Annotated in this window: 26 protein-coding genes and 4 tRNA genes; all 30 read left to right on the top strand. The window is 62.5% G+C overall.

Translation table 11 applies throughout. The features are described from left to right. The first annotated feature begins 192 nt into the window (after nucleotides 1-192). Nucleotides 193-1,176 (top strand): biotin--[acetyl-CoA-carboxylase] ligase, encoded by a 984-nt coding sequence (locus tag CYJ07_RS18805; protein WP_104205235.1) that lies wholly within the window; start codon nucleotides 193-195, stop codon nucleotides 1,174-1,176. Beyond that, a complete protein-coding gene (locus CYJ07_RS18800; protein ID WP_104205234.1) occupies nucleotides 1,173-2,012 on the top strand; it encodes a type III pantothenate kinase in 840 nt (279 codons plus the stop codon). Before CYJ07_RS18805 ends, CYJ07_RS18800 begins: the two co-directional genes overlap by 4 nt. A gap of 116 nt (nucleotides 2,013-2,128) precedes the next feature. Further along, a tRNA-Tyr gene (locus tag CYJ07_RS18795) sits at nucleotides 2,129-2,212 on the top strand. 48 nt (nucleotides 2,213-2,260) lie between these two features. After that, a tRNA-Gly gene (locus tag CYJ07_RS18790) sits at nucleotides 2,261-2,334 on the top strand. Nucleotides 2,335-2,360: 26 nt separating this feature from the next. Continuing rightward, nucleotides 2,361-2,435 (top strand) — tRNA-Thr (locus CYJ07_RS18785). Between the two features lie 143 nt (nucleotides 2,436-2,578). Continuing rightward, nucleotides 2,579-2,654, top strand: a tRNA-Trp gene (locus CYJ07_RS18780). A 67-nt stretch (nucleotides 2,655-2,721) separates the two neighbouring features. After that, entirely contained in the window at nucleotides 2,722-3,090 is a 369-nt protein-coding gene (secE, locus tag CYJ07_RS18775) for a preprotein translocase subunit SecE (protein WP_104205233.1), read from the top strand. 8 nt (nucleotides 3,091-3,098) lie between these two features. After that, the gene (gene nusG / locus CYJ07_RS18770) at nucleotides 3,099-3,632 is read left to right on the top strand and encodes a transcription termination/antitermination protein NusG (RefSeq protein WP_104205232.1); all 534 of its coding nucleotides are present in this window, start codon (nucleotides 3,099-3,101) and stop codon (nucleotides 3,630-3,632) included. 91 nt (nucleotides 3,633-3,723) lie between these two features. Beyond that, nucleotides 3,724-4,155 carry a 50S ribosomal protein L11 gene (gene rplK / locus CYJ07_RS18765; protein WP_071943762.1) on the top strand — a complete coding sequence of 144 codons (432 nt, stop codon included), beginning with the start codon at nucleotides 3,724-3,726 and terminating at the stop codon, nucleotides 4,153-4,155. Nucleotides 4,156-4,157: 2 nt separating this feature from the next. Continuing rightward, the gene (gene rplA / locus CYJ07_RS18760) at nucleotides 4,158-4,850 is read left to right on the top strand and encodes a 50S ribosomal protein L1 (protein WP_104205236.1); all 693 of its coding nucleotides are present in this window, start codon (nucleotides 4,158-4,160) and stop codon (nucleotides 4,848-4,850) included. 268 nt (nucleotides 4,851-5,118) lie between these two features. After that, the gene (gene rplJ / locus CYJ07_RS18755) at nucleotides 5,119-5,622 is read left to right on the top strand and encodes a 50S ribosomal protein L10 (RefSeq protein WP_104205231.1); all 504 of its coding nucleotides are present in this window, start codon (nucleotides 5,119-5,121) and stop codon (nucleotides 5,620-5,622) included. 90 nt (nucleotides 5,623-5,712) lie between these two features. After that, the gene (gene rplL / locus CYJ07_RS18750) at nucleotides 5,713-6,087 is read left to right on the top strand and encodes a 50S ribosomal protein L7/L12 (RefSeq protein ID WP_104205230.1); all 375 of its coding nucleotides are present in this window, start codon (nucleotides 5,713-5,715) and stop codon (nucleotides 6,085-6,087) included. Nucleotides 6,088-6,321: 234 nt separating this feature from the next. Next, the gene (rpoB, locus tag CYJ07_RS18745; protein WP_104205229.1) at nucleotides 6,322-10,401 is read left to right on the top strand and encodes a DNA-directed RNA polymerase subunit beta; all 4,080 of its coding nucleotides are present in this window, start codon (nucleotides 6,322-6,324) and stop codon (nucleotides 10,399-10,401) included. 11 nt (nucleotides 10,402-10,412) lie between these two features. Then, a complete protein-coding gene (rpoC, locus tag CYJ07_RS18740) occupies nucleotides 10,413-14,633 on the top strand; it encodes a DNA-directed RNA polymerase subunit beta' (RefSeq protein WP_104205228.1) in 4,221 nt (1,406 codons plus the stop codon). 148 nt (nucleotides 14,634-14,781) lie between these two features. Then, the gene (gene rpsL / locus CYJ07_RS18735) at nucleotides 14,782-15,156 is read left to right on the top strand and encodes a 30S ribosomal protein S12 (RefSeq protein ID WP_010626462.1); all 375 of its coding nucleotides are present in this window, start codon (nucleotides 14,782-14,784) and stop codon (nucleotides 15,154-15,156) included. 115 nt (nucleotides 15,157-15,271) lie between these two features. After that, nucleotides 15,272-15,742, top strand: a complete 471-nt coding sequence (gene rpsG, locus CYJ07_RS18730) for a 30S ribosomal protein S7 (protein ID WP_010626463.1) — start codon at nucleotides 15,272-15,274, stop codon at nucleotides 15,740-15,742. A gap of 45 nt (nucleotides 15,743-15,787) precedes the next feature. After that, a complete protein-coding gene (gene fusA, locus CYJ07_RS18725; RefSeq protein WP_104205227.1) occupies nucleotides 15,788-17,908 on the top strand; it encodes an elongation factor G in 2,121 nt (706 codons plus the stop codon). 29 nt (nucleotides 17,909-17,937) lie between these two features. Next, the gene (tuf, locus tag CYJ07_RS18720; RefSeq protein WP_104205226.1) at nucleotides 17,938-19,131 is read left to right on the top strand and encodes an elongation factor Tu; all 1,194 of its coding nucleotides are present in this window, start codon (nucleotides 17,938-17,940) and stop codon (nucleotides 19,129-19,131) included. 165 nt (nucleotides 19,132-19,296) lie between these two features. Then, nucleotides 19,297-19,608 carry a 30S ribosomal protein S10 gene (rpsJ, locus tag CYJ07_RS18715; protein WP_010626466.1) on the top strand — a complete coding sequence of 104 codons (312 nt, stop codon included), beginning with the start codon at nucleotides 19,297-19,299 and terminating at the stop codon, nucleotides 19,606-19,608. A gap of 152 nt (nucleotides 19,609-19,760) precedes the next feature. Further along, on the top strand, nucleotides 19,761-20,399 hold the full coding sequence (rplC, locus tag CYJ07_RS18710; RefSeq protein WP_104205225.1) for a 50S ribosomal protein L3: 639 nt from the start codon (nucleotides 19,761-19,763) through the stop codon (nucleotides 20,397-20,399). Nucleotides 20,400-20,413: 14 nt separating this feature from the next. Next, entirely contained in the window at nucleotides 20,414-21,019 is a 606-nt protein-coding gene (gene rplD / locus CYJ07_RS18705; protein ID WP_104205224.1) for a 50S ribosomal protein L4, read from the top strand. Continuing rightward, a complete protein-coding gene (rplW, locus tag CYJ07_RS18700) occupies nucleotides 21,016-21,312 on the top strand; it encodes a 50S ribosomal protein L23 (RefSeq protein WP_104205223.1) in 297 nt (98 codons plus the stop codon). The genes rplD and rplW overlap by 4 nt, the downstream gene beginning before the upstream one ends. A gap of 17 nt (nucleotides 21,313-21,329) precedes the next feature. Continuing rightward, nucleotides 21,330-22,157 (top strand): 50S ribosomal protein L2, encoded by an 828-nt coding sequence (gene rplB, locus CYJ07_RS18695; protein ID WP_104205222.1) that lies wholly within the window; start codon nucleotides 21,330-21,332, stop codon nucleotides 22,155-22,157. Nucleotides 22,158-22,179: 22 nt separating this feature from the next. Continuing rightward, a complete protein-coding gene (gene rpsS / locus CYJ07_RS18690; protein WP_009098993.1) occupies nucleotides 22,180-22,455 on the top strand; it encodes a 30S ribosomal protein S19 in 276 nt (91 codons plus the stop codon). Nucleotides 22,456-22,473: 18 nt separating this feature from the next. Further along, complete coding sequence (rplV, locus tag CYJ07_RS18685) at nucleotides 22,474-22,806, top strand: 50S ribosomal protein L22 (RefSeq protein WP_097790618.1); 333 nt, start codon at nucleotides 22,474-22,476, stop codon at nucleotides 22,804-22,806. Nucleotides 22,807-22,817: 11 nt separating this feature from the next. Further along, complete coding sequence (gene rpsC, locus CYJ07_RS18680) at nucleotides 22,818-23,516, top strand: 30S ribosomal protein S3 (protein ID WP_104205221.1); 699 nt, start codon at nucleotides 22,818-22,820, stop codon at nucleotides 23,514-23,516. Nucleotides 23,517-23,531: 15 nt separating this feature from the next. Then, the gene (gene rplP, locus CYJ07_RS18675; RefSeq protein ID WP_102588120.1) at nucleotides 23,532-23,945 is read left to right on the top strand and encodes a 50S ribosomal protein L16; all 414 of its coding nucleotides are present in this window, start codon (nucleotides 23,532-23,534) and stop codon (nucleotides 23,943-23,945) included. Further along, nucleotides 23,945-24,136: a 50S ribosomal protein L29 gene (gene rpmC, locus CYJ07_RS18670; RefSeq protein WP_010626474.1), complete on the top strand. Its 192-nt coding sequence runs from the start codon at nucleotides 23,945-23,947 to the stop codon at nucleotides 24,134-24,136. The genes rplP and rpmC overlap by 1 nt, the downstream gene beginning before the upstream one ends. 1 nt (nucleotide 24,137) lies before the next feature. Continuing rightward, nucleotides 24,138-24,398: a 30S ribosomal protein S17 gene (rpsQ, locus tag CYJ07_RS18665; RefSeq protein ID WP_104205220.1), complete on the top strand. Its 261-nt coding sequence runs from the start codon at nucleotides 24,138-24,140 to the stop codon at nucleotides 24,396-24,398. 39 nt (nucleotides 24,399-24,437) lie between these two features. Then, complete coding sequence (rplN, locus tag CYJ07_RS18660) at nucleotides 24,438-24,809, top strand: 50S ribosomal protein L14 (protein WP_008959163.1); 372 nt, start codon at nucleotides 24,438-24,440, stop codon at nucleotides 24,807-24,809. The last annotated feature ends 1 nt before the right edge of the window (nucleotide 24,810 follow it).

The raw sequence follows: 24,810 nt of genomic DNA, 5'->3' as shown, positions 1-24,810 counted from the left end.
TTCGCCGTTTTAGGGCCTCCAGGGAGCATCGCGGAGCGCCGCCCGTCGAAGGCCGGCCAACGGCCCCGGCCCTTCCTCCAAGAAAGCCCCGTGTTCGAAGGAACGCGGGGCTTTTCTTTTTCCTATCAGCGCGTTTCCGACGGCTGCGCTGTTCCGCTAGAATGACTCTTTTCCCGGTTGGGGCGCTAGGGCATGACCATCGGCGATTTGATCCGGCTGTTGGGTGACGGGGAGTTCCACTCGGGTGAGCAGTTAGGGGAGCGGCTGGGCGTATCCCGCACCGCAGTCTGGAAACAATTGAAGAAGCTCGAGGCAATGGATATCACGCTGGAGGCGGTTAAGGGGCAGGGCTACCGCTTGTCGGCCCCGTTGGAGCTGCTCGATGGCAGTGCCATCGTGGCAGGGCTGTCGCGGCGTGGGAGGCAGCATGTCGCTCGGCTGTTCATCGAGGAGACGCTGCCCTCGAGCAATGCATTCATTCGCCAACGCTTCGAGCAAGAGGCGGGCCATGGTGAGGTGTGCCTGGTCGAACAACAAAGTGCGGGGCGAGGCCGTCGCGGTCGCGCCTGGTCGACCCCCTGGGGACGCGCGCTCATGTTTTCGGTGGGCTGGCGTTTCGAGACAGGCGTGGCAGCTCTGGAGGGGCTGAGTCTGGCTATAGGCGTGGCGCTGGCCAGGGTGCTGGAGCGGCACGGCGTCAGGCCCAGACTCAAGTGGCCCAACGATGTGCTGCTGGAAGATGATGAAGGGCGATTGGGCAAGCTGGCCGGCATCCTGGTCGAGATCAGCGGTGACACCGCCGGACCTTGCGAGGTCGTGGTGGGCTTGGGAACCAATTTCGACCTGCCGCAAACCTTCCGTAAACGGATCGAACAGCATGTGGCGGCGGTACACGACCAAGCGCCTGGGCTATCACGAAATCGACTGGCTGCAGAATTGCTGGACGAGCTGATGCCGCTGCTTGCCAACTACGAGGCGCAAGGCTTTGCCGCCTGGCAGAAAGAATGGAATGCCCGGCATGCATTCGCGGAATGTGAAGTCGAGGTGCACCGTGGGGCGGAGCGGCTCACGGCGATAGCGGAATCGGTGGACGAGGCGGGCAACCTGTGGATTCGCCATCGTGGCAGGCGTGAGCGCCTGGGAGGGGGGGAGATCAGCGTGCGTGGGCGCCCATGATCCTGGATCTGGATATCGGCAATACGCTCTCCAAGTGGCGCCTGAAGGATGCCGACAGCAGCGAGATTCGCTCGCGCGGCGCCGTGTGGACCCGTGAGGAGTGGAAGCCGGGCTCGGATATCCCCGATCTCGATGTGGTCGAGGCGGTGAGAATCTCCAGTGTCGCCAGACAAGCCGTGCTCGAGCAGACCGTAGCACTGCTGCAGAGCCGCGTCAGCCATGTTCACGTGGCTCGCTCGGTGCCGGAGGCATTGGGAGTGGTCAACGGGTACGAGGAGCCCTATCGCCTCGGAGTGGATCGCTGGCTGGGAGTGCTGGCCGGCTATCAGTTGGCCGGAGGGTGCTGCGCCGTGGATTGCGGCAGCGCCATCACCATCGACTTCGTGCTGCCGGGTGGGCGTCATCTCGGCGGCTACATCATTCCCGGCCTGAGGCTGATGAAGGAGAGCCTCAAACTGGGCACACGAAATGTGGCGATCGATCCCGACAGCGAGGCGGAAGAGTTGCTGCTGCCGGGCAAGCGTACGGTCGAGGCGGTGAATCACGGGATCTACTTGGCGGCGGTCAGCGCCGTCAATCGTATCTATGCCGAAGTTTGCGATCGCGAGGGGATCGCGCTGCCGATGCTGCTGACCGGTGGCGATGCCCGCGTCGTGGCGCGCGGCGTTCAGTCCCCCCATGCCGTCTGGCCAGACATGGTATACGGCGGTCTGGAGGCCTGTTTTCCGCTTACGGCCGCCGAGCGTGCCGGACGCATGTCGGGCGCGCCACGTGTACCCCAGCCGGCCGGGCTCGAAAAAATCAGAGCGGGACTTGCTTTCTCAATGCTGTTTTGACACAATGCAGCGCGTTCCGAAGCCGTAGGCTCGCCCTCGGGTGTGGGCTGCAAGCAAGTCGCTGATAAATAAGCACTTGACAGGGGTTCGGCAGGCGGTAGAATGGTCCGCCATCTGGAGGGGTTCCCGAGTGGCCAAAGGGAGCAGACTGTAAATCTGCCGCGAAAGCTTCGAAGGTTCGAATCCTTCCCCCTCCACCAGATAAGCCGATCGAGATCGCTGGGGTCTGGGTTGGGAAGAGTGGGTAGGCGGGCATAGTTCAATGGTAGAACCTCAGCCTTCCAAGCTGATGATGCGGGTTCGATTCCCGCTGCCCGCTCCAGGCATTGCACGATGCCGGTAGGTTGCGCTCATGTAGCTCAGGGGTAGAGCACACCCTTGGTAAGGGTGAGGTCGACGGTTCAAATCCGTCCATGAGCTCCAATAGCGAGAGGCGAGCCAAGGCTCGCCTTTTTCTTTTTAGGCGTGTCGACGCGCCGGAAGGGGTTGCCACCTTGCGAGACCTTCGCTATCATGGCGCCCGCTGTTGTGCATGCCATCTGCAAAGGGTGGCGCGCATCAGATACAGGCCAGTAGCTCAATTGGCAGAGCAGCGGTCTCCAAAACCGCAGGTTGGGGGTTCGATTCCCTCCTGGCCTGCCAGCCTTCCCCAGGTTGGCATTCTTCTTTACGAACACTCGATTGCCGCACCCTGAGGAGTCTCGTTTTCATGAAACATAACGCCGAGGTGCAGGAGTCGCGCCACGACGGGCTCAAGTGGGCGGTTGTCGTCACGTTGCTGGTTCTGGCGGTGGTGGGCAACACCTACTTCGCCGACCAGGCAATTCTCTACCGTGTGCTTGGCGTTGTTGTGCTGTGCGCGGCCGCCGCGGCGCTTGCGCTGACGACCGCCAGGGGGCGGGAGCTGGCTGAGCTTGCCAAGAACGCCAAGAAGGAAATTCAGCGCGTTGTATGGCCGACCCGACCCGAAACCGTACAGACGACCGCCATCGTGCTGGTCGCCGTGCTGGTCGTCGGGCTGATGCTGTGGCTGATCGACACCCTACTTGGCTGGGCGATGTCCGGCGTCATCGGTTAGGAGTTTTCATGTCCAAGCGTTGGTACGTCGTGCACGCCTATTCCGGCTTCGAAAAGCATGTCATGCGCTCTCTCAAGGAGCGGGTGAAGATGTACGGCATGGAGGACCGCTTCGGCGAGATTCTGGTGCCGACCGAAGAGGTCGTCGAAGTGCGTGACGGTAAGCGCCGCAAGAGCGAGCGCAAGTTCTATCCCGGCTACGTGCTGGTCGAGATGGAGATGGATGACGCGACCTGGCACTTGGTCAACGAGACGCCACGGGTCATGGGTTTCATTGGTGGTACCAAGGAGAAGCCCGCTCCCATCACGCAGAAGGAGGCGGATGCCATCCTGCGGCGGGTGAAGGATGGCAGCGACAAGCCGCGGCCCAAGACGATGTTCGAACCGGGCCAGTCCGTACGCGTCGTCGATGGTCCCTTCGCCGACTTCAATGGCGTGGTCGAGGAAGTCAATTACGACAAGAGCCGTCTGCAGGTCAGCGTGCTGATCTTCGGTCGGGCGACTCCCGTCGAGCTGGAGTTCTCTCAGGTCGAGAAGGAGTGATCGTTCTCGACCGCTGATTCGCTGCGCGGCCGCCTGAGCGGTCGCCTAACCCGGGGAGCCGCAAGGCGCTACTACCCAACTGGAGTTCATCATGGCCAAGAAAGTACAGGCTTACATCAAGCTGCAGGTGGCAGCCGGTAAAGCCAATCCGAGTCCCCCCGTGGGCCCCGCGCTGGGTCAGCACGGCGTGAACATCATGGAGTTCTGCAAGGCGTTCAACGCGGCGACCCAGGATATCGAGCCGGGCCTGCCGACGCCGGTGGTTATCACTGTCTACTCCGACCGTAGCTTCACCTTCATCACCAAGACTCCGCCCGCGGCGGTCCTGCTGAAGAAGGCAGCAGGCATCAAGTCCGGCTCTGGCGAGCCGAATAAGAAGAAGGTCGGTACCGTGACCCGCGAACAGCTCGAGGAAATCGCCAAGACCAAGGAGCCGGACCTGACGGCTGCCGACCTCGACGCCGCGGTGCGTACCATTGCCGGTAGTGCCCGTAGCATGGGCCTCAACGTGGAGGGTCTGTGATCATGGCCAAGCTTTCCAAGCGCGCTCAGATGATTCGCGAGAAGGTCGATCCGACCAAGGCGTACTCGCTGGAAGAGGCCGTGGCTCTGCTCGCCGAGCTGTCCACCGTCAAGTTCAAGGAATCGTTGGAAGTCGCCATCAACCTGGGCGTCGATCCGCGTAAATCCGACCAGGTGGTGCGTGGTGCGACCGTCATGCCCAACGGTACCGGCAAGGATGTGCGCGTCGCCGTGTTCACCCAGGGTGCCAATGCCGATGCAGCCAAGGAAGCCGGTGCCGATATCGTCGGCATGGACGATCTGGCCGAGCAGGTCAAGAAGGGCCAGCTCGATTTCGACGTGGTTATCGCCTCGCCGGACGCCATGCGGGTCGTCGGTCAGCTGGGCCAGATCCTCGGTCCGCGTGGCCTGATGCCGAACCCCAAGGTCGGCACCGTGACGCCCGACGTGGCGACAGCGGTCAAGAACGCCAAGGCGGGTCAGGTGCGTTTCCGTACCGACAAGAACGGTATCATCCATACCACCTTGGGCAAGGTCGATTTCGATGCCGATGCCATCCGGGGTAACCTGGAAGCACTGGTTTCCGACCTCAAGCGTCTCAAGCCGAGCACGTCCAAGGGCATTTATTTCAAGAAGGTCACCCTGTCCACTACGATGGGGCCGGGTCTGACCATCGACCACTCCGCCCTGGCATAAGGGCAGAGGGGTAGAAGACGAGTAGCAAGAACTTTGCGGTCCCCGAGCTGCCTGACAGGCGGCGAGGGGCGCCGTCAAAGACCGCAGGCGCCATCCCCTGAACGGGGATGACTTAATCTCCCCCAGTGGGTGCCTGCGCAGATGGTGTGGCCGCCAGAACGCTGGTGAGCACCATCACCCAGGACTTCCAGTCGCTGCTTGCGGCGATGGAAGAGATGGTAACCCCGGAGCCCGCTCTGCGAGGTTCCGGCACGAAGGAGTGATCACTGTGCCACTAGCACTCGAAGGCAAGAAGGCGATCGTTGCCGAGGTCAGTGAAGCGGCCAAGGGCGCTCTCTCCGTCGTAGTTGCCGATTCTCGTGGCGTCACGGTCGAGAAGATGACCGGTCTGCGCAAGCAGGCACGCGAGAATGGCGTCCAGCTGCGTGTTGTTCGCAACACCCTGGCACGCCGCGCCCTCTCAGGCACTCAGTGGGAGTGTCTGAACGAGAGCTTCGTTGGTCCGACTCTGCTGGCGTTTTCCACCGAGCATCCGGGCGCTGCCGCCCGCCTGTTCAAGGATTTCGCCAAGGACGAGAAGAACTTCGAAGTCAAGGCGCTGGCCTACGAAGGCGAGCTGATCCCGGCAAGCGACATCGACCGTCTGGCGACCCTGCCGACCTATGACGAGGCCATCGCTCAGCTGATGTCCGTCATGAAGGAGGCATCCGCCGGTAAGCTGGTTCGTACGCTGGCCGCGCTGCGCGACCAGAAGCAGGAACAGGCCGCCTGATCGGCGAACTCATTACTGCTGCCTGGATCGAACACTGAACAGACGAGTACTCGGTGCGCCGAGGCTCCCGCAAAGTTAGGAATTATCGAAATGGCACTGACCAAAGAAGACATCATCAACGCCGTCGCCGACATGTCCGTCATGGAAGTTGTCGAGCTGATCGAAGCGATGGAAGAAAAGTTCGGCGTCTCTGCCGCTGCTGCCGTCGTGGCCGGCCCGGCTGCCGGCGGTGACGCCAGCGCTGCCGAAGAGCAGACCGAGTTCGACTTGGTGCTGACCAGCGCCGGCGACAAGAAGGTCAACGTGATCAAGGCCGTGCGCGAGATCACCGGCCTGGGCCTGAAGGAAGCCAAGGGTGCCGTCGATGGCGCTCCGGCAACCATCAAGGAAGCCATGTCCAAGGACGAGGCCGAAGAGGCCAAGAAGAAGCTGGAAGAAGCCGGCGCAACCGTGGAACTCAAGTAACCCTTTGGTTTCCATGGCTTCACGCGCTGCGTAAGCTTCCATGGCTGGTGGCGGGCCTTCCCGCTGCCGGCCTTTTTCTGTTGCACTAGCGTCGTGCTGAAGCAGCGTCGCTAGAAGAATCCCGACGGCGAGCTACCCCTGTGGAGCTTGCCGTCAGCGCCTGACGGGGGCGGTCTCGTCGGGCGGCGCCGACCACGCATCGGTCACCCATGGTGAACAAGCTGGGGAATACAGATGGCTTACTCATACACTGAGAAAAAACGCATCCGCAAGGATTTCGGCAAACTGCCCCAAGTGATGGATGTGCCCTACCTGCTGGCGATCCAGCTTGATTCCTACTACGACTTCCTCCAGCAGGACCGCTCGGCCGATGAGCGTCTCGAGGTGGGGTTGCATGCGGCCTTCAAGTCCGTATTCCCGATCGAGAGCTTCTCCGGCAATGCCGCGCTCGAGTATGTCAGCTACCGCTTCGGTACCCCGGCGTTCGACGTCAAGGAGTGCCAGCTGCGTGGTGTCACCTACTCCGCTCCCCTGCGGGTCAAGGTTCGCTTGATCATCTATGATCGCGACTCTTCGAACAAGGCCATCAAGGACATCAAGGAGCAGGAAGTCTACATGGGGGAGATCCCCCTGATGACCGAGAACGGCACCTTCGTGGTCAACGGGACCGAGCGGGTCATCGTTTCCCAGCTGCACCGCTCGCCGGGTGTTTTCTTCGACCACGATAAAGGCAAGAGCCACTCATCCGGCAAGCTGCTGTATTCCGCTCGCGTGATCCCCTACCGCGGCTCATGGCTCGATTTCGAGTTCGATCCCAAGGACAACGTGTTCGTGCGTATCGACCGTCGCCGCAAGCTGCCGGCTACGGTGCTGCTGCGCGCGCTGGGCATGAGCGCCGAGGAGATACTCGACGAGTTCTTCGACACCAGCACCTTCCATATCGAGAAGTCTGGCTTCTCCGTGGAACTGGTGCCGTCGCGCCTGCGCGGCGAGACTGCCACCTTCGACATCAAGGATGCCGACGGCAACCTGATCGTCGAGGAAGGCCGGCGAATCACTCAGAAGCATATCCGCCAGCTGGAGAAGGCCGGCCTCGAGCGTCTCGAGGTGCCGATGGACTACCTGTTCGGCAAAACCCTGGCCAAGGATCAGGTCGATCCGAATACCGGCGAGCTGATCTGCCCGTGCAATAGCGTGATCACGCCCGAGTTGCTGGAGAAGATCGGACAGGCGGGCATCACCTCGCTCGAGACCCTCTACACCAACGACCTCGATTGCGGCCCCTTCATCTCCGAGACCCTGCGTCTGGATACCACCGGCTCTCAGCTCGAGGCGCTGGTCGAGATCTACCGCATGATGCGTCCCGGCGAGCCGCCCACCAAGGAAGCGGCCGAGACGCTGTTCCATAACCTGTTCTTCACCGAGGACCGCTACGACCTCTCCGGCGTTGGTCGCATGAAGTTCAACCGCCGGCTGCGTCGCGAAGCCGACACCGGTTCCGGCGTGCTCGACAACCGCGACATCCTCGACGTGCTCAAGGAACTGATCTATATCCGCAACGGCTTCGGCGAAGTCGACGATATCGATCACCTGGGCAACCGCCGCATCCGCTGCGTGGGCGAGATGGCCGAAAACCAGTTCCGCGTAGGGCTGGTGCGCGTCGAGCGCGCGGTGAAGGAGCGTCTCTCCATGGCCGAGAGCGAAGGCCTGATGCCGCAGGACCTGATCAACGCCAAGCCGGTGGCGGCGGCGGTCAAGGAATTCTTCGGCTCCAGCCAGCTCTCGCAGTTCATGGACCAGAACAACCCGCTCTCCGAGGTCACCCACAAGCGACGCGTCTCCGCGCTCGGTCCGGGCGGCCTGACGCGCGAGCGGGCCGGCTTCGAGGTGCGCGACGTTCACGCCACGCACTACGGCCGCCTGTGTCCGATCGAGACGCCGGAAGGCCCCAACATCGGTCTGATCAACTCGCTGGCCACCTACAGCCACACCAACAGCTACGGTTTCCTCGAGACGCCGTACCGGAAGGTGGTGGATCGTCAGGTCACCGACGAGGTGGTGCATCTGTCGGCGATCGAGGAGGGCGACTTCGTCATCGCCCAGGCCTCGGCCACCGTGGACGAGTCGAACAAGCTGGTCGACGACCTGGTGCAGGTCCGCCACAAGGGCGAAACCACCTTCATGCGCCCCGAGCAGGTCACGCTGATGGACGTTTCGCCGCGCCAGGTGGTCTCCGTTGCCGCGGCGCTGATTCCGTTCCTCGAGCACGACGACGCCAACCGCGCCCTGATGGGCTCGAACATGCAGCGCCAGGCGGTGCCCACCCTGCGCGCCGAGAAGCCGCTGGTCGGCACCGGCATGGAGCGCTTCGTTGCGCGCGATTCCGGCGTCTGCGCGGTGGCGCGCCGCGGCGGGGTGATCGATTCGGTCGACGCCAAGCGTATCGTGGTGCGGATCAATGAGGACGAGATCATCGGCGGCGAAGCTGGCGTCGATATCTATAACCTCACCAAGTACGTGCGTTCGAACCAGAACACCTGCATGAATCAGCGCCCGATCGTGCGCCCGGGCGACGCAGTGGCACGCGGCGACATTCTCGCCGACGGCCCGTCCGTCGACATGGGCGATCTGGCCCTGGGTCAGAACATGCGTATCGCCTTCATGCCCTGGAACGGCTACAACTTCGAGGACTCGATTCTCCTCTCGGAGCGCGTGGTGCAGGAAGATCGCTTCACCACCATTCACATCCAGGAGCTGACCTGCGTTTCGCGCGACACCAAGCTGGGGCCGGAGGAGATCACCTCCGACATTCCCAATGTCGGCGAGTCGGCGCTCTCCAAGCTGGATGAGGCCGGCGTGGTCTATATCGGTGCCGAAGTGGGGCCGGGCGACATCCTGGTGGGCAAGGTCACGCCCAAGGGCGAAACCCAGCTGACGCCGGAAGAGAAGCTGCTGCGGGCGATCTTCGGCGAGAAGGCCTCCGACGTGAAGGATACCTCGCTGCGGGCGCCCACCGGCATGAAGGGCACGGTCATCGACGTACAGGTCTTCACCCGCGACGGTGTGGAGAAGGATTCCCGGGCGCTGGCCATCGAGCAGATGCAGCTCGACGAAGTGCGCAAGGACCTTCAGGAGACCTACCGCATTGCCGAGGATGCCACCTTCGAGCGCCTCAAGCGCACGCTCTCCGGCCAGGCGGTCAACGGCGGTCCCAAGCTGAAGAAGGGCGACGTGCTCTCCGACAGCTATCTCGAGGAACTGCCGCGCCAGCAGTGGTTCAAGCTGCGCCTGCAGGACGAGTCGCTCAACGAGCTGCTGGCCCAGGCCGACGAGCAGCTCGAGGGCCGGCGCAAGGAGATGGAGGAGCGCTTCGAGGACAAGAAGCGCAAGCTGACCCAGGGCGACGACCTGGCGCCGGGCGTGCTCAAGATCGTCAAGGTCTACCTGGCGGTCAAGCGCCGCATCCAGCCGGGCGACAAGATGGCCGGCCGTCACGGTAACAAGGGTGTCATCTCAGCCATCATGCCGGTCGAGGACATGCCTTTCGACGACAACGGTGAGCCGGTGGATATCGTGCTCAATCCGCTGGGCGTGCCGTCGCGGATGAACGTGGGGCAGATCCTCGAAACCCACCTGGGCCTGGCGGCCTGGGGGCTGGGACAGAAGATCGAGGCCATGCTTCGCGAGGCGCGCGAGCAGCAGGTCGCTGAGATCCGCAAGTTCCTGGGCGAAGTCTACAACGCCACCGAGGGAACCCGGGTCGAGGATCTCGATTCGCTGACCGACGACGAGGTGATCGCACTGGCGAAGAACCTGCGCGGTGGCGTGCCGATGGCCTCGCCAGTGTTCGACGGTGCCCAGGAGAGTGAGATCAAGCAGCTGCTGCGCCTGGCCGATCTGCCGGATTCCGGCCAGATGGCCCTATACGACGGGCGTACCGGCGATGCCTTCGATCGCCCGGTGACCGTCGGCTACATGTACATGCTGAAGCTCAACCACCTGGTGGACGACAAGATGCACGCCCGTTCCACTGGCTCCTACTCGCTCGTCACCCAGCAGCCGCTGGGCGGCAAGGCGCAGTTCGGCGGTCAGCGCTTCGGTGAGATGGAGGTCTGGGCCCTGGAAGCCTACGGCGCCGCCTACACCCTCCAGGAGATGCTCACGGTGAAGTCCGACGACGTGGAAGGTCGCACCAAGATGTACAAGAGCATTGTCGACGGCGACCACACCATGCATGCCGGCATGCCGGAATCCTTCAACGTGTTGGTGAAGGAGATCCGTTCGCTGGGCATCGATATCGAGTTAGAGAGCTAGGAGCCGACTCCATGAAAGATTTGGTGAAAGTCCTCAAATCGCAGTCACAGTCCGAAGAGTTCGACGCGATCAAGATCTCGCTCGCCTCTCCGGACATGATTCGCTCCTGGTCCTACGGCGAGGTCAAAAAGCCCGAGACCATCAACTACCGTACCTTCAAGCCGGAGCGGGACGGGCTGTTCTGCGCCAAGATCTTCGGTCCGGTGAAGGACTACGAGTGCCTGTGCGGCAAGTACAAGCGCATGAAGCACCGCGGCATCATCTGCGAGAAGTGCGGCGTTGAGGTGACCAAGGCAGCGGTGCGTCGCGAGCGCATGGGCCACATCGAGCTGGCTAGCCCTGTCGCGCACATCTGGTTCCTCAAGTCGCTGCCGTCGCGCATCGGCATGTTCCTCGACATGACCCTGCGCGACATCGAGCGGGTGCTCTATTTCGAGAGCTTCGTGGTCATCGATCCGGGCATGACCACGCTCGAGCGTGGTCAGCTGCTCAACGATGAGCAGTACTTCGAGGCCCTCGAAGAGTTCGGCGACGACTTCGACGCTCGCATGGGCGCCGAAGCGATCCAGGCGCTGCTCAAGGACATCGACCTCGTCGAGGAGGTCGATCGCCTGCGCGAGGAGATCCCGCAGACCAACTCCGAGACCAAGATCAAGAAGCTCTCCAAGCGTCTCAAGCTGCTGGAGGCGTTCCACAACTCCGGCAACGATCCGGCGTGGATGGTCATGGAGGTGCTGCCGGTCCTGCCGCCGGACCTGCGTCCGCTGGTGCCGCTGGACGGCGGTCGCTTCGCGACGTCCGACCTCAACGACCTGTACCGCCGGGTGATCAACCGCAACAACCGCCTGAAGCGGCTGCTCGACCTCAATGCGCCGGACATCATCGTGCGCAACGAGAAGCGCATGCTGCAGGAGGCGGTCGATGCGCTGCTCGACAACGGCCGGCGCGGCCGCGCCATCACCGGCTCCAACAAGCGTCCGCTGAAGTCGCTGGCCGATATGATCAAGGGCAAGCAGGGGCGCTTCCGTCAGAACCTGCTGGGCAAGCGCGTCGATTATTCCGGCCGTTCGGTCATTACGGTCGGCCCGACCCTGCGTCTGCACCAGTGCGGTCTGCCCAAGAAGATGGCGCTGGAGCTGTTCAAGCCGTTCATCTACTCCAAGCTGCAGTCTCTCGGCCACGCGTCCACGATCAAGGCCGCCAAGAAGATGGTCGAGCGTGAGCTGCCCGAGGTGTGGGACATTCTCGCCGATGTCATCCGCGAGCATCCGGTGCTGCTCAACCGTGCGCCGACGCTGCATCGTCTGGGCATCCAGGCGTTCGAGCCGCTGCTCATCGAGGGCAAGGCGATCCAGCTGCACCCGCTGGTGTGTGCCGCCTATAACGCCGACTTCGACGGTGACCAGATGGCGGTCCACGTGCCGCTGACGCTGGAAGCCCAGCTTGAAGCGCGCGCGCTGATGATGGCCACCAACAACGTACTGTCGCCGGCCAACGGTGATCCGATCATCGTGCCGTCCCAAGACGTGGTGTTGGGTCTGTATTACATGACCCGCGAGAAGATCAACGCCAAGGGCGAGGGCATGGTGTTTTCCGGCCTCAACGAGGTCGAGCGCGCCTTCGGCACCCAGAACGTGTCGCTGCATGCCCGCGTCAAGGTGCGTCTCACCGAGGTGCGTGTCGACGAGGAAACCGGCGAGCGTAGCACCGAGCGTACCCTCTACGACACCACCGTGGGTCGTGCCCTGCTGTTCCGCATCCTACCCGATGAGGTGCCGTTCGAGCTGGTCGACCAGGCGATGAAGAAGAAAGCCATCTCGAAGCTGCTCAACGAGGTGTATCGGCGCGCGGGGCTCAAGGCGACCGTCATCTTCGCCGACCAGCTGATGTACACCGGCTTCCGCATGGCCACCTGGTCGGGCGCCTCCATCGGTGTCAATGACTTCGTCATCCCCGACGCCAAGACTGAAATCGTCGAGGCCGCCGAAGCCGAGGTCAAGGAGATCGAGGATCAGTTCTCCTCCGGTCTCGTCACCGCCGGCGAGAAATACAACAAGGTCATCGACATCTGGTCCAAGGCCAACGACAAGGTGGCCAAGGCGATGATGGCGGGCATCTCGAAGGAGACCGTGATCGATCGCGAGGGCAACGAGGTCGAGCAGGACTCGTTCAACAGCGTGTTCATCATGGCCGATTCCGGCGCCCGGGGTAGTGCCGCCCAGATCCGCCAGCTGGCGGGCATGCGCGGCCTGATGGCCAAGCCGGACGGCTCGATCATCGAGACGCCGATCGTCGCCAACTTCCGCGAAGGCCTGAACGTACTGCAGTACTTCATCTCGACCCACGGTGCGCGCAAGGGCCTGGCGGACACGGCCCTCAAGACCGCCAACTCGGGCTACCTGACGCGCCGTCTGGTCGACGTCGCCCAGGACGTGGTGATCACCGAGCCCGATTGCGGTACCGAGCAGGGTCTGACCCTGCACCCGGTCATCGAAGGCGGCGACATCATCGTCTCACTGGCGCAGCGTGTGCTGGGTCGCGTGGTGGCCCAGGACGTCATCGATCCGAGCACTGATGAGGTGCTGATCGAGAAGGGCACGCTGCTCGACGAGGCCTGGTGCGAACGCCTCGATACCATGGGTGTCGACGAGATCGTGGTGCGCAGCGGCATCAGCTGCGAGTCGGCCCACGGGGTCTGCTCGTCGTGCTACGGCCGCGATCTTGCCCGGGGTCATCAGGTCAACATCGGCGAAGCGGTGGGCGTCATCGCCGCGCAGTCGATCGGTGAGCCGGGCACCCAGCTGACCATGCGGACCTTCCACATCGGCGGCGCGGCGTCGCGCGCCTCGGCGGTGGACAGCGTCCAGGTCAAGCATGGGGGCAAGGTGCGCCTGCATAACATGAAGTTCGTCGAGCGCGCCGACGGCAAGCTGGTGGTGGTGTCCCGCTCCAGCGCGCTGGCGGTTGCTGATGAGCATGGCCGTGAGCGCGAGTACTACAAGCTACCCTACGGTGCTGAGCTGTCGATCAAGGACGGCGACGCGGTCGAGGCCGGTCAGATTGTGGCCAAATGGGATCCGCACACCCATCCGATCATCGCCGAGGTCGAAGGCAAGGTGCAGTACGTCGACATGGTCGAAGGGGTCACCATCCACCGTACGGTGGACGAAATGACCGGCCTCTCCTCCATCGAAGTGATCGAGTCGGCAGCGCGTCCGCAGGCCGGTCGCGACAGTCGGCCGATGATCCTGCTCACCGACGAGAGCGGCGAGCCGGTCAGCGTGGCGGGTTCCAACACCCCTGTACAGTACCTGCTGCCGGGCAAGGCGATCGTCTCGGTCGACAACGGCGCCAAGCTCGGGGTCGGCGAGATCGTTGCGCGTATCCCGGTGGAGGCGTCCGGCAACAAGGACATCACCGGGGGTCTGCCCCGCGTGGCGGACCTGTTCGAGGCGCGCAAGCCGAAGGAGCCGGCGATCCTGGCCGAGATCAGCGGTACGATCAGCTTCGGCAAGGAGACCAAGGGCAAGCGGCGCCTTACGATCACGCCGGAAGAGGGCGGCGATCCGTTCGAGATGCTGATACCGAAGTGGCGCCAGATCGCGGTGTTCGAAGGCGAGACCGTGGAGAAGGGCGAGGTGATTTCCGACGGTCCGAGCAATCCGCACGACATCCTGCGGTTGCTGGGCGTGGCGGAGCTGGCCAAGTACATCACCGCCGAGATCCAGGAGGTCTACCGCCTGCAGGGCGTGGGTATCAACGACAAGCACATCGAAGTGATCGTGCGTCAGATGCTGCGCAAGGTGGAGATCACCGATGCCGGTGACTCCGAGTTCATCCCCGGCGACCAGGTCGAGCTGGTACGGGTGCTCGAGGAGAACGCCCGCTTGGAGAAGGCCGAGAAGTTTCCGGCCAAGTACCAGCGCGTGCTGCTGGGCATCACCAAGGCCAGCCTGGCCACCGAGTCGTTCATCTCCGCGGCCTCCTTCCAGGAGACAACGCGTGTGCTGACCGAGGCGGCGGTTACCGGCAAGCGCGACTACCTGCGCGGCCTGAAGGAGAACGTGGTGGTCGGTCGCCTGATCCCGGCGGGGACGGGACTGGCTCACCATCAGGAGCGTCGTCGCAAGCGGGAAGATACCGAGCGTCTGCTCCACCCGTCGGCGTTCGATGTCGAGCAGGAGCTGGGTGCCCAGCTCACCGCGCTCGACTCGGACGAAGACGAGCTGTAGGCGGCACGTGACGGCGTCAGGCGGTTGGCAGGGTCTTCCGCTTGACGCCTCACCCCGCTAGACCTTAGAATGCGCAGCCTTTAACAGTGGGGTGGGTGCGCCCGCGCCCGCTGAAAGGCAAGGCAACCATTGGAGTCAGCTACACAACATGGCAACTATCAATCAGCTCGTGCGCAAGCCGCGCAAGCGCCCCGCCGCCAAGAGCGACGTGCCGGCGCTTCAGGCCTGCCCGCAAAAGCGCGGCGTCTGCACCCGCGTCTACACCACCACCCCGAAGAAGCCGAACTCGGCCCTGCGTAAGGTCTGCCGCGTGCGCCTGACCAACGGCTTCGAGGTTTCCTCGTATATCGGCGGTGAAGGTCACAACCTTCAGGAGCACTCCGTGGTGCTGATCCGCGGCGGCCGTGTCAAGGACTTGCCGGGTGTGCGTTATCACACCGTTCGCGGCGCTCTCGACACCTCCGGCGTTCAGAACCGTAAGCAGGGTCGTTCCAAGTACGGTACCAAGCGTCCGAAGTCCTGATCGACATCGGTTCGCGTACCCCAGAATTCATATCGGTCTGATAAGAGTAAGGCCGGGCGTCGCCTAAGCGAGAGTCCCGGGTTTGCCTGAAAGACCCTTCGATAGAGGGCTTGTCATGCCTAGAAGAAGAGTTGTAGCCAAGCGCGAAATCCTGCCGGATCCGAAGTTCGGAAGCGAGCGCCTGGCCAAGTTCATGAACCACCTGATGGTCAGCGGCAAGAAGTCCACAGCTGAGCGTATCGTCTACGGTGCGCTGGACACGGTTGCCGAGCGTAGTAAGGAAGAGCCGCTGGAGATCTTCGATCGGGCGCTGGAAGCCATCCAGCCGATGGTCGAGGTCAAGTCCCGCCGCGTCGGCGGTGCGACTTATCAGGTGCCGGTTGAAGTCCGCCCCTCGCGTCGCCAGGCGCTGGCCATGCGCTGGCTGGTCGATGCGGCGCGCAAGCGTGGTGAGAAGACCATGGTGCAGCGTCTCGCTGGCGAGATGCTCGATGCCGCCGAGGGCAAGGGTTCTGCGGTCAAGAAGCGTGAAGACGTGCATCGCATGGCCGAAGCCAACAAGGCGTTCTCGCACTACCGCTTCTAAGTGCAGCGCTTCTAAACGCATCGCCAACCAACGGGGAGTTCCACCGTGGCTCGCAAGACACCACTCAAGCGCTATCGTAATATCGGTATCGTCGCCCACGTCGATGCCGGCAAGACCACCACGACCGAGCGTGTCCTGTTCTACACCGGCCTATCCCACAAGGTGGGCGAGGTCCATGACGGTGCGGCCACCATGGACTGGATGGAGCAGGAGCAGGAGCGTGGTATCACCATCACCTCCGCAGCGACTACCTGCTTCTGGCAGGGCATGAACAAGCAGTTCGACGAACACCGCATCAACATCATCGACACCCCTGGGCACGTCGACTTCACCATCGAGGTGGAGCGTTCCCTGCGCGTGCTCGATGGCGCCGTGGTGGTGCTGTGCGGCTCATCGGGCGTGCAACCGCAGACCGAGACCGTGTGGCGCCAGGCCAACAAGTACGAAGTGCCGCGCATGGTGTTCGTCAACAAGATGGACCGCACCGGGGCCGACTTCTTCATGGTCGTCGATCAGCTCAAGAAGCGCCTGAACGCCAATGCGGTGCCGATCCAGATCAACTGGGGCACCGAGGAGGAGTTCAAGGGTGTCATCGACCTGATCCAGATGAAGGCCATCCTGTGGGACGAGGAAAGCCTGGGCATGAACTACGAGCTGGTCGATATCCCGCCCGAGCTCCAGGAGACTGCCGAGGAGTACCGCGAGCAGATGGTCGAAGCCGCTGCCGAAGCCTCCGAAGAGCTGATGGACAAGTACCTCGAAGAGGGCGAGCTGACCAACGAGGAGATCAAGTCCGGCCTGCGTCGGCGTACGCTGGACAACGAGATCGTGCTGGTCACCTGCGGCTCGGCGTTCAAGAACAAGGGCGTTCAGGCCGTGCTCGACGGTGTCATCGAGTACATGCCGTCACCCACCGAGGTCAAGGCCATCGAGGGTGAGCTGGACGACAAGGACGGCACTATCGCTACGCGCGAAGCGGACGATAGCGCCCCCTTCGCCGCGCTGGCCTTCAAGATCGCCACCGACCCCTTCGTCGGCACCCTGACTTTCATCCGCGTCTATTCCGGCGTGCTGAAGTCGGGCGACAGCGTCTACAACTCGGTCAAGCAGAAGAAGGAGCGCGTGGGTCGTATCGTGCAGATGCACGCCAACTCGCGCGAAGAGATCAAGGAAATCCTGGCGGGCGACATCGCCGCCTGTATCGGTCTCAAGGACGTCACCACCGGTGACACCCTGTGCGACCTCGAGCACAAGATCGTGCTGGAGCGCATGGAATTCCCGGATCCGGTGATCTCCGTGGCCGTGGAGCCGAAATCCAAGGCCGACCAGGAGAAGATGGGTGTCGCACTGGGCAAGCTGGCTCAGGAAGATCCGTCGTTCCGCGTCAAGACGGACGAGGAGACCGGCCAGACCATCATCTCCGGCATGGGCGAGCTGCACCTGGACATTATCGTCGACCGCATGCGTCGCGAGTTCAAGGTCGAAGCCAACATCGGCAAGCCGCAGGTCGCCTACCGCGAAACCATTCGCGGCAAGGTCGAGCAGGAAGGCAAGTTCGTACGTCAGTCCGGTGGTCGTGGTCAGTACGGTCATGTCTGGCTGCGTATCGAGCCGCTCACCGAGGCGGACAAGGGCGAAGACGAAGACATGCACTTCAAGTTCGCTTCCGAGATCGTCGGCGGTGTGGTACCCAAGGAGTATGTGGGTGCCGTCGAGAAAGGGGCCTACGAGCAGCTGCAGAACGGCGTCATCGCGGGTTACCCGATGATCGACGTCAAGGTCACGCTGTACGATGGTTCCTACCATGACGTGGACTCGAACGAGAACGCGTTCAAGGTCGCCTCTTCCATGGCTGTCAAGGAAGGGGCCCGCAAGGCCAAGGCCGTGCTGCTGGAGCCGGTGATGAGGGTCGAAGTCGTGACGCCCGAGGATTTCATGGGTGACGTCATGGGCGACCTGAACCGTCGCCGCGGTCTGGTGCAGGGCATGGATGATTCTTCCTCTGGCAAGGTCATCCGCGCGATGGTGCCTCTGGGCGAGATGTTCGGTTATGCGACCGATCTGCGTTCTCAGACCCAGGGTCGTGCGAGCTACACTATGGAGTTCGCGAGCTACGAAGAGGCGCCCTCCAGTATCGTTGAAGCCGTCATCAACCAGAAAGGCTAACCGCTAGCAAACGTAAAGAGGTTATCGAAGTGGCTAAGGAAAAATTCGAACGTTCCAAACCGCACGTCAACGTCGGCACCATCGGTCACGTCGACCACGGCAAGACCACTCTGACTGCGGCTCTGACTCGCGTTTCTGCTGAGGTCTTCGGCGGTGAATGGCGTCAGTTCGACTCCATCGACAATGCTCCGGAAGAGCGTGAGCGCGGCATCACCATCGCTACCTCTCACGTCGAGTACCAGTCCGAGCAGCGTCACTACGCGCACGTCGACTGCCCGGGGCACGCCGACTACGTCAAGAACATGATCACTGGTGCTGCGCAGATGGACGGCGCCATCCTGGTCTGTTCCGCTGCCGACGGCCCCATGCCGCAGACTCGCGAGCACATCCTGCTGTCGCGTCAGGTCGGCGTGCCGTACATCGTCGTGTTCCTGAACAAGGCCGACATGGTCGATGACGAGGAGCTGCTCGAGCTGGTCGAGATGGAAGTTCGCGAACTGCTCAACGAGTACGACTTCCCGGGCGACGACACTCCGATCATCATCGGTTCCGCGCTGATGGCGCTGAACGGCGAAGACGAGAACGGCATGGGCACCACCGCCGTTGCCAACCTGATCAAGGCCCTGGATGACTACATTCCGGAGCCGGAGCGTGCCATCGATCAGCCGTTCCTGATGCCGATCGAGGACGTGTTCTCCATCTCCGGTCGCGGCACCGTGGTCACCGGCCGTATCGAGCGCGGCATCGTCAAGGCTGGCGAGGAAGTCGAAATCGTCGGTATCAAGGACACCACCAAGACCACCGTTACCGGTGTCGAGATGTTCCGCAAGCTGCTCGACGAAGGTCGTGCGGGCGAGAACGTCGGTGCCCTGCTGCGTGGTACCAAGCGTGACGAAGTCGAGCGTGGGCAGGTTCTGGCCAAGCCGGGCACGATTACCCCGCACACCGTCTTCGAAGCCGAAGTCTACGTTCTGTCCAAGGAAGAGGGTGGTCGTCACACGCCGTTCTTCAAGGGCTATCGTCCGCAGTTCTACTTCCGTACCACTGACGTGACCGGTACTTGTGAACTGCCGGAAGGCGTGGAAATGGTCATGCCGGGCGACAACGTCAAGATGGTCGTCACCCTGATCGCTCCGATCGCCATGGACGAAGGTCTGCGCTTCGCCATCCGTGAAGGTGGCCGTACAGTCGGCGCCGGCGTCGTGGCCAAGATCGTTCAGTAAGTCACAGGCTGCTGACTGATCGAAGGGGGCTCCGCGAGGAGCCCCCTTTCTGCGCACCCGATGCGGAGTTGTTTGACTCTGGTGTCGGGCATGCATATAATGCGCATCCTTTGAATGCGTGGGTAGGCGGCAGGCGCCGTCGACATCCATTGGAGTTTAGGGCAAATGCAGAACCAGAAGATTCGCATTCGGTTGAAGGCATTCGACCATCGCCTGATCGACCAGTCTGCGGCGGAGATCGTTGATACCGCCAAGCGCACTGGCGCCCAGGTACGTGGTCCGATTCCGTTGCCGACCAATCGTGAGCGCTATACCGTACTGATCTCGCCGCACGTCAACAAGGACGCGCGCGACCAGTACGAAATTCGCACTCACAAGCGCGTGCTCGATATCGTCGAGCCGACCGAAAAGACCGTCGACGCCCTGATGAAGCTCGACCTCGCCGCTGGCGTGGACGTTCAGATCAAGCTCGACTAACCACACTAGACACCCGCGGCCCAGCGCTCGTTCGCCCAGCGTTTCGAGCAGCAGCCGCCACGCCGAGATGGCGTCATACAACGTGCTAGTGGAATGCTCTGGAAAGGGCAGCCATAGCGGGTGATAGCCCCGTACACTAAAGGAGACTGAGAATGACTATCGGTTTAGTCGGTAGAAAGGCCGGTATGACCCGTGTCTTTACCGAAGATGGCGCCTCCGTGCCCGTAACCGTGATCGAGGTTGAGCCGAACCGCGTCACCAGCGTCAAGACCGTCGACAGCGACGGCTACGCCGCGGTCCAGGTAACAACCGGCTCCCGCAAGGCCAAGCATCTCACCAAGGCGCAGGCAGGTCTGTACGCCAAGGCGGGGATCGAGGCCGGTCGCTCCCTGATGGAGTTCCGTCTCGCTGAAGGCGATGAAACTCCGGAAGTGGGCGGCGAACTCACCGTATCCCTCTTCGAAGCTGGTCAGAAGGTCGACGTGACCGGCACCTCCAAGGGCAAGGGTTTCCAGGGCGCCGTCAAGCGCTGGAACTTCCGTACCCAGGATGCCACCCACGGCAACTCCCTGTCGCATCGCGCGCCGGGTTCCATCGGCATGTGTCAGACTCCGGGTCGTGTCTTCAAGGGCAAGAAAATGGCCGGTCAGATGGGCAATGTCCGCTGCACCGTCCAGAGCCTCGAAGTCGTACGGGTCGATGCCGAGCGCAACCTGCTGCTGATCAAGGGTGCCGTGCCCGGTGCTACCGGCAGCGACGTCATCGTTCGCAGCACCGTCAAAGCTGGCTGAAGGGGATAGAACCGATGAATCTGAATCTTGCTGCTGGCGCGGGTACTGTCGAAGTCGCCGACGCCACCTTTGGCAAAGAATTCAACGAGGCGCTGGTTCACCAGGTCGTCACCGCCTATCTGGCCGGTGCGCGTCAGGGTACCCGCGCTCAGAAGAACCGTTCCGACGTGCGTGGCGGCGGCAAGAAGCCGTGGCGTCAGAAAGGCACCGGCCGTGCGCGTGCCGGCACCATCCGCTCGCCGCTGTGGCGCAGCGGCGGTGTGACCTTCGCAGCGCGTCCTCAGGACCACTCGCAGAAGGTCAACCGCAAGATGTACCGCGCCGCCATGCGGTCGATCCTGTCCGAGCTGGTGCGCCAGGAGCGTCTGATCGCCATCGACGAATTCACCGTCGATGCGCCCAAGACCAAGCAGCTGGTCGCCAAGCTGGGCGAGCTGGGGCTCGAGAAGGCGCTGATCGTCACCGAGGAAGTCGACGAGAAGCTGTACCTGGCCGCTCGCAACATCCCCAACGTGGATGTGGTGGATGTGGCTGCCGCCGATCCGGTGAGCCTGATCGCCTTCGACAAGGTGCTGGTCACCGTCTCTGCTCTGCGTAAATTCGAGGAGAAGCTGGCATGAACCAGGAGCGCGTATTCAAGGTTCTGCTCGGTCCGCACGTGACCGAGAAGGCCGCTTTCGCCGCCGAGCGCAACCAGTATGTGTTCAAGGTGGCCAGCGACGCGACCAAGCCGGAAATCAAGCAGGCCGTGCAGGTGCTGTTTGGCAAGAAGGTCGACCGCGTCCAGGTGCTGAACATGAAGGGCAAGACCAAGCGTACTGCGCAGGGTCTGGGCCGCCGCCAGGGCTACCGCAAGGCTTACGTGACCCTGGCTGCTGGTGAGACGCTCGAAGACTTCACTGGCGCCGAATAAGGGCAGGAGTACGGATCATGGCAATCGTCAAGACAAAACCCACATCCGCCGGTCGTCGCCACGTCGTCAAGGTCGTCAGCGAAGACCTGCACAAGGGCAAGCCCTATGCGCCGCTGCTCGAGAAGCAGTCGCGCTCCGGTGGGCGTAACAACAACGGTCGCATCACCACCCGTCACGTGGGCGGCGGTCACCGTCAGCACTACCGGCTGATCGACTTCAAGCGTACCAAGGATGGCGTTCCCGCCGTCGTCGAGCGCCTGGAGTACGATCCCAATCGCAGTGCACACATCGCACTGCTGAAGTATCTGGACGGCGAGCGTCGCTACATCATCGCGCCCAAGGGCGTGAGTGCCGGCGACCGTCTCGAGTCCGGCGTGAACGCGGCGATCAAGAAGGGCAACACCCTTCCGCTGCGCAACATCCCGCTGGGTTCCACCGTTCACTGCATCGAGCTCAAGCCCGGCAAGGGTGCCCAGCTCGCGCGTAGTGCCGGTACCAGCGCCCAGCTGGTTGCCCGCGAAGGTAGCTACGCCACCGTGCGTCTGCGCTCCGGCGAGATGCGCAAGGTGCTAGCCGACTGCCGCGCGACCCTGGGGGAAGTGAGCAACTCCGAGCACAGCCTGCGTCAACTTGGCAAGGCCGGTGCGAAGCGCTGGAGAGGCGTGCGTCCGACCGTTCGCGGCGTGGCCATGAACCCGGTCGATCACCCGCACGGCGGCGGCGAAGGCCGCACCAGCGGCGGTCGTCATCCGGTGTCGCCGTGGGGTGTGCCCACCAAGGGCCACAAGACCCGCAAGAACAAGCGCACCAACGCGCTGATCGTTCGTCGCCGCAAGGCCAAGTAACAGACATTAAGGGGTAACGGCTGTGCCACGTTCACTGAAGAAAGGTCCCTTCATTGACCTTCATCTGCTGAAGAAGGTTGAGGCTGCAGTGGAAAAGAACGATCGCAAACCGATCAAGACCTGGTCGCGTCGTTCAATGATTCTGCCCAACATGGTCGGGCTCACCATTGCAGTCCATAACGGTCGCCAACACGTCCCGGTGCACGTCTCCGAGGAAATGGTTGGCCACAAGCTGGGCGAATTCGCTGCCACCCGCACCTATCGCGGACATGCGGCGGACAAGAAAGCCAAACGGTAAGCCAGAGAGGATTGAGAGATGGAAGTCACAGCTAAGCTGCGTGGCGCTCGTTTATCCGCCCAGAAGGCCCGTTTGGTGGCTGACCAGGTGCGCGGTAAACCGGTCGCCGAGGCGCTCGACCTGCTGACCTTCTCACCGAAGAAGGCTGCCAAGCTGGTCAAGAAGGTGCTGCAGTCCGCCATCGCGAACGCGGAAGAAAATAACGGCATGGATATCGACGAGCTGCGTGTCTCGACCATCTGCGTCGATGAGGGCATGACGCTCAAGCGCATCCGTCCGCGCGCTAAGGGCCGTGCGGATCGCATCCTGAAGCGCACCTGCCACATCACCGTCAAGGTAGCCGAGAAGTAGGAGTCGACCAGATGGGTCAGAAAGTCAATCCGACAGGTATTCGGCTGGGTATCGTCAAGGACCACTCCTCGGTGTGGTATGCCGAGGGCGATGCTTACGCCGACAAGCTGAACAACGACCTCGAAGTGCGTCGCTTCCTCGAGGAGCGCCTGAAGAATGCGTCCGTGAGCCGCATCACCATCGAGCGTCCGGCGAACAACGCCCGTATCACCATTCACACTGCCCGTCCGGGAATCGTGATTGGCAAGAAGGGTGAAGACGTCGATCGTCTGCGCCGCGAGGTCACCGCGATGATGGGCGTGCCCGTGCACGTCAACATCGAAGAGGTCCGCAAGCCGGAACTGGACGCCAAGCTCGTCGCGCAGAACATCGCCGGCCAGCTCGAGCGCCGTGTCATGTTCCGTCGCGCCATGAAGCGCGCGGTGCAGAACGCCATGCGCCTCGGCGCGGGCGGCATCAAGGTGCAGCTCTCCGGTCGCCTCGGCGGCGCGGAAATCGCCCGCACCGAATGGTACCGGGAAGGTCGCGTGCCGCTGCACACGCTGCGTGCGGACATCGACTACGCCACCTACGAAGCTAAAACCACCTACGGCATCATCGGTGTCAAGGTGTGGGTCTTCAAGGGTGAAATCCTCGGGGGCATCGAAGAGGTTCGCGCCAAGGCCAAACAGCCGCAGGCAGCGCCCTCCAAGAAGAAAGGTTCCAGGTAAGGGGAGAGCGAGTCGATGTTACAGCCCAAGCGTATGAAGTTCCGCAAGATGATGAAGGGTCGCAATCGGGGCCTGGCGCATCGCGGAAGCAAGATCAGCTTCGGGGAATACGGCCTGAAAGCCACCGGTCGCGGCCGCATCACAGCGCGCCAGATCGAGGCCGGCCGTCGTGCGATCACCCGTCACGTCAAGCGTGGCGGCAAGATCTGGATCCGCGTTTTCCCGGACAAGCCGATTTCCAAGAAGCCGCTCGAAGTCCGTATGGGTAAGGGCAAGGGCTCCGTCGAGTACTGGGTCGCACAGATCCAGCCGGGTCGGGTCCTGTATGAAATCGAGGGTGTGTCCGAAGAGCTGGCCCGCGAGGCCTTCTCCCTGGCTGCCCAGAAGATGCCCATATCCACCACCTTTGTGAAACGGACGGTGATGTGATGAAAGCCCAGGAAATTCGTGAAAAGTCAGTCGAGCAGCTCCAGGAGCAGCTCTTCGAACTCCTCCGCGAGCAGTTCAACCTGCGCATGCAGAAGGCCACCGGCCAGCTCAGCCAGACTCATCTGCTCAAGCAGGTTCGTCGGGACATCGCCCGGGTGAAGACTGTGCTCAACGAGAAGGCAGGTGACTGAGATGGCCGAAGAGAAAAAAGCCCGTACGCTCACCGGCAAGGTGGTGAGCGACAAGATGGAGAAATCCATCGTCGTAATGATCGAGCGCCGCGAGCGCCATCCGATCTACGGCAAGTACGTCAAGCGCTCCACCAAGCTGCACGCCCATGACGAGGCGAACCAGGCGAAGATCGGCGACACGGTCGCCATTCAGGAGTGTCGCCCGCTGTCCAGGAAAAAAGCTTGGACCCTGGTCGAGGTGCTTGAGCAGGCCAAGGGCTGAGCTCGGCGAGAGCAGTCAGATTAGGTTTGGAGAAAACCGATGATTCAGACTCAGACAATGCTAGATGTCGCCGACAACAGCGGAGCGCGCCGGGTGCAGTGCATCAAGGTGCTGGGCGGTTCGCACCGTCGCTACGCACGCGTCGGTGACATCATCAAGGTAACGGTGAAGGAAGCCATTCCGCGGGGCAAGGTCAAGAAGGGCCAGGTCCTGAAGGCGGTGGTCGTCCGCACCAGGAGCGGCGTCCGTCGTCCCGACGGCTCGCTGATCCGCTTCGATGGAAATGCGGCCGTTCTGTTGAACAACACCAACGAACAGCCGATCGGTACCCGTATCTTCGGGCCGGTGACGCGTGAGCTTCGCAACGAGAAGTTCATGAAGATCATTTCCCTGGCGCCCGAAGTGCTGTAAG

It is taken from the genome of Billgrantia saliphila (assembly GCF_002930105.1).
GTDB classification, from domain to species: domain Bacteria; phylum Pseudomonadota; class Gammaproteobacteria; order Pseudomonadales; family Halomonadaceae; genus Halomonas; species Halomonas saliphila.
The sequence above is the reverse complement of the archived record's forward strand: the minus strand, read 5'-3'. Positions and strand labels throughout refer to the sequence as shown.